Origin of the sequence: Streptomyces melanosporofaciens, assembly GCF_900105695.1 — a bacterium.
In the GTDB taxonomy this organism is placed as follows: Bacteria; Actinomycetota; Actinomycetes; order Streptomycetales; family Streptomycetaceae; genus Streptomyces; species Streptomyces antimycoticus.
The window spans coordinates 9,735,950-9,746,366 of record NZ_FNST01000002.1 but is presented as its reverse complement, the minus strand read 5'-3'; the positions used below and the strand labels follow the sequence as shown (position 1 = coordinate 9,746,366).

Below are 10,417 nucleotides of genomic sequence, written 5' to 3'. Positions count from 1 at the left end.
CCGTCATCCGCTACCTCACCGACCATCCCCGACCTGACCGATCACCGACAGGAGAGAACGACCATGGACGACAACGCCCGCTACCAGGTGCTGCGCAACGACGAGGACCAGTACTCGCTGTGGCCCGCCGACCTCGAGGTGCCCGAGGGCTGGCGCCCCGTCGGCAAGGAGGGCACCAAGGACGAGTGCTCCGCGTACGTCGACGAGGTGTGGACCGATATGCGGCCGCGCAGCCTGCGCGAACGCATGGACAACGTGGCCTCCTGACCGGGGCCCCATCGGGCGGTGCGGCCGGCGCGTCATGGCGCCGGCCGCGACCGGGACCCTCAACTTCCCCGTTCCGGCACGCGGTTTACCATCCTGGGAACAGTCGGCCGTGGCGCGAGCGATCGCGCCCGGATACGGAGGAGAACCACGTGACCGCGCAAGGGGTAGCATCCCAGACCGGAAGCGGGCCGGAGCCCCCCAACACCCCTCTCAACCAGGGGCGACCGCACAGCGCCCGGATGTACGACTACTTCCTGGGCGGCAAGGACAACTACGTCGCCGACCGTGAGGCCGCGGCCAAGGTGCTCACCCTCTGGCCGGGTGTCATGATCGCCGCCCGCACCAACCGGGCCTGGATGCACCGCGCGATCCGCTTCCTCGCCGCCGAGCGGGGCATCCGCCAGTTCCTCGACATCGGCACCGGCATTCCCACCCGGCCCAATCTCCACGAGGTCGCCCAGGGAATCACCCCGGACGCCCGGGTCGTCTACGTGGACAATGACCCGATCGTCCTCGCCCACGCCCAGGCCCTGCTCAAGAGCAGCCCCGAGGGCCGCACCGCCTATGTGCACGGGGACATCACCGAGCCCGGGAACATCCTCGCCTCGCCCGATCTCACCGAGGTGCTGGACCTGTCCCGGCCCGTCGCGCTGAGCCTGGTCTCGCTGCTGCACTTCGTCCCCGACGAGTGGGGCCCGTACGAGATCGTCCAGCAGCTGGTCGACGCGCTCGCCCCCGGCTCCTTTCTGGTGCTCAGCCACATCACCCCGGACTTCGACCCCGAGGCCACCCAGAAGACCGTGCAGGTCTACCGCAGCGGGGGCATCGCGGGGCAAATCCGCACCAGGGACGAGGTGGAACGCTTCTTCACCGGGCTGGAGCTGGCCGAACCGGGCCTGGAGGTGCCGCACCGGTGGCGCACCGACCTGGCCGAAACGGACTCCCAGGTGGAGACCGGCGATGTGACCGACGAAGAGGTGTCCTTCTGGGCGGGTGTCGCCCAGAAGCTCTGACGCGGGGTGTGCGGAGCGGGTTCAGGGACGCGGTCCGACGGTCGTGGTGCCGTCGCGGATGGTGATCGCCAGCGCGGGACAGGAGTCCGCCGCGTCCAGCACCCGCTCCTCCTCCGGGACCTCCTCGTGTCGCGGCCTGGCGTGCTCCTCGTCGAGGACGAACAGGTCGGGGGCGATTCCGGCGCACATGCCGGACGCCATGCACCGGCCAGGGTCGATCTCCGCCTTCCAGGTCATCCCGCTCACCACGCGATCGGCATGACACGGGGCCCGCGGACCAGCATCTGGCCCTTCCACTCCACATCCCCGGCCGCCCGCAACTCCGGGAAGCGGGTGATCAGCGCGCCGAGCGCCTCCTGGAGCTCCAGCCGGGCCAGCGGCGCGCCCAGGCAGTGGTGCACACCGTGGCCGAAGCCGAGGTGCTGGGTGGCGGGGCGGGCGACGTTCAGAACGCCCGGCTCGTCGAAGCGCAGCGCGTCGCGGTTGGCCGAGCCCACCGCGACCAGCACGGGCTCCCCGGCGCGCACCAGGGTGCCGCCCACCTCGACGTCCTCGGTGGCGTAGCGGGCCTGGGAGGCCGCCATGCCCAGCGGGACGAAGCGCAGCAGCTCCTCGACGGCACCGTTCAGCAGATCGGGGTTCTCGCGCAGCCGCCGCAGCTCCTGCGGATGCTCCAGCAGTGTCAGTACGAAGTTGGGGATCTGGGTGGCCGTGGTCTCGTGCCCGGCCACCAGGATGGCCACGCACAGATCGACGAGTTCGAGCTCGGACAGCCGGTCGCCCGCGTCCCTCGCCTCGATGAGCGAGGTCATGATGTCGTCCTGGGGGCTGCCACGATGGGCCTCGATCAGCCCGGCCATATAGGCGCGCAGCTCATCGGTGTTGCGGGCGGACTCCTCGGCGGTCAGCGAGCTGGTGGACAGCGCGGCGTCGCTCCAGGTCCGGAACTTCGGCCGGTCCTCCTCCGGGACACCGAGCATGGCGCAGATGACCCCGACCGGAATGGGCAGGGCATAGCGGTCCACGAGATCGGCCGGTGGCCCCGCCGCCTCCAGGTCGTCGAGCAGGTCATGGGTCAACTGCCGGACCCAGGGCCGGAGTTTCTCCACCTGGTGAACGGTGAACGCCTTGGCGACGAGGGTGCGCAGCCGGGTGTGGTCGGGCGGGTCCATGGTCAGGATGCCGCTGTCGCGCCGGCCCTCGGACTGCCGTGGCTCGTCGTGGTGGAGCGCCTCCGCACGGCTGAAGCGCCGGTCGCCGAGCACCAGCCGGGCGTCGGCGTACCGCGTGGCCAGCCAGGCGGGCTCGCCGTAGGGCAAGCGCACCCGGAGTAATCCCGTGCGGTTCCTGGCCTCTTCGTACGCCTCGCTGAGCGCCAGCCCGTCGGAGGAGTTGAAGGGATAGGTGAGGGGTGTCGTCTCCGCTGTGGTCACCGTGGCCTCCCTTGCGTAAGCACGTGCTTACAAACGTAGGAGCCGTCGGCTGGTACGGTCAACGGCCCCTTTGCGCCGTTGATCTGACGGTCCGACGGGTACATCGCCGCAAGCTGACGAGAGGGGTGTGTCGTGATGGGGACGACCGTGTCCGAGGGACAGCGGCGGGACGCGCGGAACACACGTCGGCGGCTGATGGAGGCCGCGGCGGCGCTCTTCGCCGAGCGGGGCTATGAACGGGCGACGGTGCGGGACATCGCCGATCGCGCGGGAGTCAACCAGGCGCTGCTGTTCCGCTATTTCGGCTCGAAGAGAGCGCTGTTCGGCGAGGTGATCGCGCACAACGGGGAGGAGCAGCTGCGCACCACCCCGCCCCATGAGCTGCCGGAGACCGCCCTGCGCGGGCTGCTGGGCCACGGCGCGAAGGAACCGGGCACCCGCGCGCTGGCGACGCTCCTGCGCTCGGTGGACAGCGGTGACGAGATCGGTACGGCCGTGCGCGCCATCAGCGACGACTACGCGCGGGTGCTGGCCTCCCTGTCCAGCGCCGACAACCAGGAGCTGCGGGCGGATCTGGCGCTGTCCTGGTTGCTCGGCATAGGGATGATGCGGGTGCTCGTGGGCAAGGAGCCGCTGGCCGACGCGGACCCGGACGAGGTGTGCGCGCTGGTGACGGCCGCGCTCGGCACCCTGCTGGACGGCCTTCCGGCGGCGGACGGCAGGCCGTAGGAGAGCGGGCCACAGGAGGGCGGGGGCCTACTCGCGGAACTCTCCCCGGGGCGTGGTGACGACGCGACGGGCCCGGGCCGGGGTGATCACCTCGCGGAACGCCGGATCGGTGAGAAGGACGACCGGGGCGATGCGGTGCGGGGAGTCGGAGTGCCAGTGGGGCAGGGCGGCCTCGATCACGGCCCAGGACTGATCGATGGCGCCGCGGTCGGCCAGCGCCCTGGCCAGGTCCAGCGCCTGCTGGAAGGTGCGGGATTCGGGCAGGGCCGGGGGGACGAAGGCGGCGGCCCTGGCCACCCAGGCGGCGGTGTCGTCGCCCTCGGCGGCGGCGCTCCCCGCGGACACACCGCCCGCGCCCACGACCCCGTCCACGCCGTCCGGGAGCCGGGGCAGGATGTCACCGAGGGCCGAGACATAGCCTCCGGGGGCCCCGGTCCATTCCTCGGCCGCACAGCGCAGATAGAGCGGGGCGGCCTCGGCCCGTATCTGTTCCATGCCGATCACCTCGATGACGTGCGGGTCCCCGAGGACGCGGTTGCGGATCCAGTGGTGGGCGACGCTGATGTCGAGGAACGCCCCCAGGATGGTCCCCAGGTACGCGCCGGCGCCCGAGCCCTTGACCGCGGCCTGCTCGAAGGTGGCCATCGCCTTGCGCACCTCGCCCCGCAGGGCCTGCGCCCGGCCCTCGGCCACCAGCTCCCCGGCGCTCCCGGGGCGCGCCATGCGGATCTCCAGGGCCGCCTGGTCCTCGAAACCGGTGCGCTCCTCGGCGACCAGCTCGGCGAACGAGGCGTGCCGGTCGCCCAGGGCCGGATACCAGCTCGCCCAGATGTACGCGGCCCACTCCCCGTCCTCGGACACATCCGCGGGGTCCAGCAGCCAGTGCTGGGCGTCGCCCTCCTCGGAGACCAGCAGCGCCCGGTCCATGAACGCGGTGTCGTCCCAGTCCTCGCCCTCGCCGCCGCGGATGACGGCCCAGGTCTCGGGGTCGGCCTCGCGCAGCCAGCCGACGGTCTTGGCCGCCCGCATCCGCCACATGAACGGGCTGATGTTCAGCCAGCCGTCGGAGGCGCCCAGGAAGGCCCGGTAGCTCGGGGGAGCCGGGTGCCGAGCCGCTCCTCCAGGGTGAGGACGCTCTCCTCGTCCGCGCCCTCGAACCCGAGCCAGCCGGCCGCCCGCTGGTCGTCGCCGACCTCGCTCAGGTCCTCGTCGTCGGCCACCCGCAAGATGGCCGCGCTGTACTCCGCCAGATAGGACCGCCACTGCTCGACGGTCCGCGGCAGCGCCTTCGCCGAATCCGGCTCCGGGGCGGCCGACAGCGAGGTGCCGTGGTATCCGGTCGGCGCCTCGCCCGCCCGCTGGTAGTGGCCGATGAAGCCCCGAGGGTGGGGGGCGGAGGTGAAGAACCGGACCTGGGAGAGCTGGACATGGTCCTCCCCCGCGTTCCGGGTGATCTCCAGGCGGTAGTGGCCGTAGGCCGTGTGGGCGGGGAAGGTGAACCCGCGGGGCTGATGGCGATGGGCGAAGCTCTCCTCGACGCGGGTGTCGAGGTCCACCCAGTGCTCGCCGTCGTTCGAACCCTTGAGGGTCCAGTCCCTCGGGTCGCGGCCGGGGACGTCGTTCGCCGAGGTCAGGACGTAGTGGCCGACGGCGATGGGTCGCCGCAGGGTGAACTCCAGCCAGGCGCGGCCGCCATGGCCCAGCCACTTGTGCCATGAGTCGTGCAGCAGGTTCTCCGCGACCTCGCCCGCGTCGGTGAACTCGCTGTGCGCCCGGACCCTGGTGACCAGGTCGGTCACCTCGGCCTCCGGACCGGGCTCGGCGGCCAGCAGCGACACCGTGCCCGAGTGTCCCGACGGGTCGCCCCAGATCACCCGCTCGACGGGCGGCCCCCCGTCCTCGATCAGCAGGCGCAGCTCCCGGCGGAGGTGGCGGCCGCCCCCGGCCGCACCGCCCTCCTCCGTACGGAAGCGGTGCATCACCTCTTCCAACGCACTGTCCCGGAGGGCCGAGCGGCCCTCCAGCGCCCCCCGGTATTCGGTGAGCGTGCCGTCGGCGGCCCGGCGGTGTCCGTAGAACTCCGTCATCGCCGGCTGGAAGCCGATCGAGGCCTCCGCGCCGTCCTGCCCGCGCCAGGCGAGCCGGGCGGGGAGCGAGCCCTCGCCCCGGTCGAGATGGACCAGCAGCCGCGGGGCGGGCCGCCATTCGGCGGAGCCCGGGGCGCACCACTCGGTGCGGTAGACGCACACAGCGGCCTCGGCGGGCTGCTCCTCCGTCATGAGATGGACACGGGCGCAGATACGGGAGGGCTCGACGGTGATGCGGTACAGCCAGAGCAGGCCGCGTGCCTCGGCGCAGCCGCGGACGCACAGCGTGTTCGTGCCCGCCACCAGCGCCTCACCGGGGACCGCGAAGGCCACCTCCCGGGGGCGGGCGCCGCCGGGCACGGTGAACTGCTCGATCACCGCATGCCCGTTGACGGTGATGTCGATCGGCGCGCATCCTAGTGATTCGCCCAGCGGTGAGACCCGTGCGATCAGGGTCAGCGTGAGCTGTTCCGGCAGTTCGCCGTCGTCCAGCGCGAAGTCGAGTTCGACCCGTCCGCCCGCGCCGATCGCGAGGCGGTCACGGTCGGGATGGCATCGCTCGTACCGGGCCGTGCCATTGCCGAATCGAGGCGGATCGATGGTGAAATCCGCGAAAGTCGCTCGCACGCTGTGCTCCTGATGGGGCCGTCTGGACGTCCGTTGACGTGTCGTCGGGGCAGGGGTGCGGGTGGCCTCAACACCCGGATGCTGTCGATGCTAGGGCGGTCCACCGGCACCGTCCGGCTGCTACGACGATCACTAGGGGGATGCGGGTCGGCCGCCCCCTCCCCCGCGCAGCACGGCTCCCAGGATGGCGGGCCGCATCAGCGCGGTGGGGGCGGCGACCAGCGACATCACCTCGTGCAGGGCCTTGCAGACCCGCGGGTCGACGGTGGCACCCCGGATGACCCGGTCCAGGTAGCGGTGCTGAGCCCGTACCGACACTCCGGCCGGGCCGCCCGTGGTGGCGGGGAAGCGCACATCCTCGCTGGAGGACAGCATCCAGGCGGTGTTCGTGGCGGCCGCGATGCCCTTACGGGCGGTGTGCGCCGTACGGGGGCCGATGCCGCCGTGGCGCTCGGCGGCGGCCCGCAGGGCGCGGGCGCCGAGCGCGGCCACGGTGATGCCCTGGCCGTAGACCGGGTTGAAGGTGCACACGGCGTCGCCGACGACGACCAGCCCCCGCGGCGCCCGGCGCTCGTAGTGCCGCCGCACACTGGGGCCGGGCCAGAAGCCGCGGACCGCACCGGCGGGCTCGGCCCCGGCCAGCAGCTCGCGCAGGCTCGGGTCCCGCAGCAGCCGCAACTGCCGGTCGAAACCGGCCGCACCGGGCTCGGCCTGCGCCCCGCGCATACTGCCGACGCTGGCGATCCACCGCCCGTCCTCCACGGGCAGCACCACACCGAGCCTCGGCGCGTCCGGGGCCTTGGTCTGCAGATAGAGCGCGGGGAAGCCCGGATCCGGCCCGGCGGGGCGGTGGTAGAGCCGGCTGACGTAGGACACGCCCGCGTCGACGCGCTCCTCGGCGGCGGGCGGGCAGCCCAGCCGGGTCAGCCAGGACGGGAGCGAGGAGGTGCGCCCGGAGGCGTCGACCACCAGCTCCGCGCGCACCTCGCGCACCTGGGCGCGGGCGTCGCCACGCGCCCTGACCTGGACGCCGGTCACCTCGCCCGGTGCGCCGAGGAGCCCGACGACGTCCGTGTTCTCCAGCCATCGCACCGTGGGCTCGCCGCGCACCCGGCGCAGCACCGTATGGTCGAGCAGCGGTCTGGTGCACGAGAGGAACGCGACCTCGCTCCCGTACTTGGCGAGCCATCCGGCCGCGCTCAGCCAGCGCACGCCCGACATGGGGACGCGCACCGCGCCGGCGGCCGTCAACTCCTCGCGCACACCGGGCATCAGCGCCTCCAGCGCCCGATGCCCGGCCTCCAGCAGCAGATGTGCGTGGCGCGCCTGTGGAACCCCCGAGCGGAACGCGGGCCGCTCGGGATAGCGGTCGCGCTCGACTATGACAATGCGCTCGGCATATCCACGCAGCGCCCATGCGGCCAGCATCCCGGCGAGACCTCCGCCGATCACCACCGCGGCCCCTCGCCCCGTACTTTCCCCCTGTACCCCCATACTACGGAGCGTAGTGCACAATCATCCGAGCGTCACCACCCTCGTCGGGAGACACCGCTTCGGAGGCTCAGGCGGTTGGGGAGGGCCGGCCCGCTTCGGCCGCCTCGGCGATGAAGGTGTCGAGCACCCCGTCGGCGATGCGCACCGGTCCCTCGGGGCGGGTCTCGCCCGGGATGGTGCGGATCTCACCGGCGCGCTTCGCGTCCTCCGCCGCTTCGGCGAACCACCGTGCGGCCTCGGCGTCGTGGCCGTCGAGACGGGCGCCCAGCGCGTCCAGGGTGCGCTCGAAGGCGCTCCCCCACAGCGACAGCGCGTCCAGCCAGGGCGCGCAGTCGGCCACGAATCCCTGGTCCGCGACACCGGCCCGGATGCGCTCGGGGGCGGTGGCGAGCAGCCGGGCGTACGGGCGCAGATCCCGCAGCGCCGTTCGTTCGTGCCCCGCCTCCCAGGCGGTGCGGAACCGGTCCAGCCGGGCGGCGAGTTCGGGGGCCTGCGGCTGCCACGGTTCGGCGCCGAAGGTGGGCGCGAGATGCTGGGTGTCGAAGAAGGCCAGCAGTGAGCGAACGGTGGAGGCCGTACGGTCCGCACGCTCGCCGGGGCCGTCCCCGGCGAGGTAGCGGGCGGCGGCCCCCCAGGTGCGGGTGGCGTCGTAGCCGGTGTCGTTCCAGGCGAAGTCCGCCCCGCCGAAGAGGGCGACCTTGCTGGCGGCGGCCTGGTTCATCGGGTTGAGCACCAGTCCGGAGAGCTGCCGGTGCAGGCCGGGCTCGCGGGCGTCGTAAGGGGCGAGCAGCAGTCGGCCCTCGGCCTGGCCGTAGTCGTTGACCGGGTAGTTGTCCCAGACGAAGACCTTGCGCCCCCATACGGCCGCGGCCCGCTCCGCGTCGGCGACGGTGATGTGTGGCGGCACCACATCGGTTCCGGTCCACATCACCTCGACCCGCGCGTCCAGCCGCTCGCGCAGCACGCGCTTGTACGGGGTGTCGGTGACATCCCCGTACTCGGTCGGCACCATCTGGAGCGGCCTGGTGTCCGCCCGCTCGTCCAGGAACTCCTTCTGCACCGCGTTGAGCAGGTCGGACTGCGCCTCGGCGGCCGCCTCCGACGAGGGGTCTCCGTAGGTGGCGCGGTCGGCCTCGCAGTTCCAGCGGGTGTAGCTGATGTCGTCCAGCGGCATGGAGAAGCTGCGCACCCCGAGGTCGTAGACCGCGTCCAGCTTGGCCTCCAGCGCGGCGGTGTCGGCGGGGTCGCTGTAGCAGATGGAGTTCCCCGGCGAGACGGCGAAGGTGAACCGCACATGGTGGTCGGTGGCCTGCCGGACGAGCTCGCCCAGCTCGGCGAGTTTGGCGGCCGGATACGGCTCGCGCCACTTCTCCCGGTGGTAGGGGTCGTCCTTCGGCGCGTAGATGTAGGTGTTCATCTTGACGTCCCCGTAGAACGCCAGCTGGTCCATGCGCTCGGCATGGGTCCAGGGACTTCCGTAGAAGCCCTCGATCACCCCGCGCAGCGGCATCAGCGGATGGTCCGCGACGGAGACGGACGCGATGGTCCGGTGGCCGGATACGAGCTGACGCAGCGTCTGCGCCGCGTAGTACGTCCCGTCCGAGTCGGCGCCCGCGAGCGCCACCGAGGCGCGTCCCGCGGCCAGTGCGTAGCCCTCGGCGGGAAGCTCGCCGGGCACCCGGCCCCCGGCGGCCCGGAGCGCCCGCGCCACCCGGGCGTCGGTGATCCGGCCGACGGTCACGGTCAGCGTCGGCCCCGGGCCGTCCTGGATCCGCGAGGCCCCCGCGCGGCGCAGCACGGAGGTGACGAGTTCACGTGTCGGACGGTCCACACCGTCCGCGACGACGAGGCGGACACGGGCGGGGACGTGGACGTCCGCTCCGATGCGGGACATCTCCTGCGGGTGCGGGGTGACGACCGGCAGCGGCCCGGGGGCGGCGGCAGTGGCCGCGGTGGCGGCCGCGCCGGTGGGCAGCAGCAGGGCGAGGAGGGTGAACAACACCGTGACGCGGGCCAGGGTGCTGGAGCGACTGCGCATGGGACATCTTCTCCGTGGCGTTCGGTGGCCTTCGGGGGGGCGGTGCGGTGCCGTGCGGTGATGCCGGGCGTGTGCGGGGTGCCGTGCGCGGTACGGGCCCGGTGGGGCCCGGCGTATCCCTACCCAGCGGTGAGCGCGAATGATCGGACCTGTCGCCGGTCGTCGATTGCCGTGCCGGGCGGGCGGTTTGAGAGCCGGGCACGGGGCGGGAACAACGCGCCCGTCAGTCCTCGATCAGCGCGTCGACCACCCGGCCGAAGAGCAGCCGGCCGGACCAGGCCGTGGGCGGGTCGAACAGCCTGGGCAGCCCCCGTAGCCGCGCCTCCTCGCGCCACACCACCTCGGACCCGCCGTCCCGGGGGCGCACCTCGATCTCGGCCCATCCGAGGACCACCGAGCCGCGCTTCTCCAGCCTGCAGATGCCGGGAGTGTCACCGCCAGAAGTGTCGTCGGCGGGCGGGTCCCAGCGCACGACCTCCATGGGGTCGTCGAATCCGGCGCGGCCGACGCCGGTGCGCACCACGACCACGGTGCCCACCCGGGTCGGCCCCGCCGGACGGACGGTGACGCCGCTCAGTGGTACATGGGCGCCATGGCGCGACCAGTCGGTGAGCCGTCGCCAGGTCTCGCCGACGGGCAGGGGGGTGCACCGCTGGATGCGGAAGTGGGCCACAGCGCGATCGTAGGTGATCGGCGGCCGGAGGCCATTGACAGCTCATATCCGCCTGT

General features: G+C 72.6%; 10 protein-coding genes. 3 read left to right on the top strand and 7 right to left on the bottom strand.

What is annotated here, in order from left to right:
• The first annotated feature begins 63 nt into the window (after nucleotides 1-63).
• Together BLV72_RS44105 and BLV72_RS44100 are read left to right on the top strand one after the other, a co-directional pair.
• Nucleotides 64-267: an MbtH family protein gene (locus BLV72_RS44105; RefSeq protein ID WP_046086618.1), complete on the top strand. Its 204-nt coding sequence runs from the start codon at nucleotides 64-66 to the stop codon at nucleotides 265-267.
• A gap of 149 nt (nucleotides 268-416) precedes the next feature.
• Nucleotides 417-1,280, top strand: a complete 864-nt coding sequence (locus BLV72_RS44100; RefSeq protein WP_093469527.1) for an SAM-dependent methyltransferase — start codon at nucleotides 417-419, stop codon at nucleotides 1,278-1,280.
• Between the two features lie 21 nt (nucleotides 1,281-1,301).
• On the opposite strand, the gene BLV72_RS44095 is transcribed toward BLV72_RS44100, so the two are convergent.
• Both BLV72_RS44095 and BLV72_RS44090 read right to left on the bottom strand, forming a co-directional pair.
• The gene (locus tag BLV72_RS44095; protein WP_093469525.1) at nucleotides 1,302-1,517 is read right to left on the bottom strand and encodes a ferredoxin; all 216 of its coding nucleotides are present in this window, start codon (nucleotides 1,515-1,517) and stop codon (nucleotides 1,302-1,304) included.
• Between the two features lie 5 nt (nucleotides 1,518-1,522).
• Nucleotides 1,523-2,713 carry a cytochrome P450 gene (locus BLV72_RS44090; protein ID WP_093469524.1) on the bottom strand — a complete coding sequence of 397 codons (1,191 nt, stop codon included), beginning with the start codon at nucleotides 2,711-2,713 and terminating at the stop codon, nucleotides 1,523-1,525.
• 135 nt (nucleotides 2,714-2,848) lie between these two features.
• Here BLV72_RS44090 and BLV72_RS44085 point away from each other — a divergent pair, with 135 nt between their 5' ends.
• Nucleotides 2,849-3,442: a TetR/AcrR family transcriptional regulator gene (locus tag BLV72_RS44085; RefSeq protein WP_093469522.1), complete on the top strand. Its 594-nt coding sequence runs from the start codon at nucleotides 2,849-2,851 to the stop codon at nucleotides 3,440-3,442.
• Nucleotides 3,443-3,469: 27 nt separating this feature from the next.
• Here the strand turns inward: BLV72_RS44085 and BLV72_RS50805 are convergent, their stop codons facing one another.
• The 5 genes from BLV72_RS50805 to BLV72_RS44065 all read right to left on the bottom strand — a co-directional run bounded on the left by BLV72_RS50805 (nucleotide 3,470) and on the right by BLV72_RS44065 (nucleotide 10,361).
• Complete coding sequence (locus tag BLV72_RS50805; RefSeq protein WP_244321307.1) at nucleotides 3,470-4,480, bottom strand: hypothetical protein; 1,011 nt, start codon at nucleotides 4,478-4,480, stop codon at nucleotides 3,470-3,472.
• A gap of 14 nt (nucleotides 4,481-4,494) precedes the next feature.
• The gene (locus BLV72_RS50800) at nucleotides 4,495-6,156 is read right to left on the bottom strand and encodes a discoidin domain-containing protein (RefSeq protein WP_244321306.1); all 1,662 of its coding nucleotides are present in this window, start codon (nucleotides 6,154-6,156) and stop codon (nucleotides 4,495-4,497) included.
• Between the two features lie 132 nt (nucleotides 6,157-6,288).
• Entirely contained in the window at nucleotides 6,289-7,611 is a 1,323-nt protein-coding gene (locus tag BLV72_RS44075; RefSeq protein WP_093469521.1) for an NAD(P)/FAD-dependent oxidoreductase, read from the bottom strand.
• A gap of 106 nt (nucleotides 7,612-7,717) precedes the next feature.
• Nucleotides 7,718-9,688 carry a glycoside hydrolase family 84 protein gene (locus BLV72_RS44070; protein ID WP_093469519.1) on the bottom strand — a complete coding sequence of 657 codons (1,971 nt, stop codon included), beginning with the start codon at nucleotides 9,686-9,688 and terminating at the stop codon, nucleotides 7,718-7,720.
• Nucleotides 9,689-9,911: 223 nt separating this feature from the next.
• Nucleotides 9,912-10,361: an Immediate-early protein 2 gene (locus tag BLV72_RS44065; RefSeq protein WP_093469518.1), complete on the bottom strand. Its 450-nt coding sequence runs from the start codon at nucleotides 10,359-10,361 to the stop codon at nucleotides 9,912-9,914.
• Between the last annotated feature and the right edge of the window lie 56 nt (nucleotides 10,362-10,417).

What these genes read in the sequence shown, in the direction of transcription:
- BLV72_RS44070 (WP_093469519.1), bottom strand. Translation starts at nt 9,688, where the DNA reads ATGCGCAGTCGCTCCAGCACCCTGGCCCGCGTCACGGTGTTGTTCACC.
- BLV72_RS44085 (WP_093469522.1), top strand. Translation starts at nt 2,849, where the DNA reads ATGGGGACGACCGTGTCCGAGGGACAGCGGCGGGACGCGCGGAACACA.
- BLV72_RS44095 (WP_093469525.1), bottom strand. Translation starts at nt 1,517, where the DNA reads ATGACCTGGAAGGCGGAGATCGACCCTGGCCGGTGCATGGCGTCCGGC.
- BLV72_RS50805 (WP_244321307.1), bottom strand. Translation starts at nt 4,480, where the DNA reads ATGTGGCGGATGCGGGCGGCCAAGACCGTCGGCTGGCTGCGCGAGGCC.
- BLV72_RS44105 (WP_046086618.1), top strand. Translation starts at nt 64, where the DNA reads ATGGACGACAACGCCCGCTACCAGGTGCTGCGCAACGACGAGGACCAG.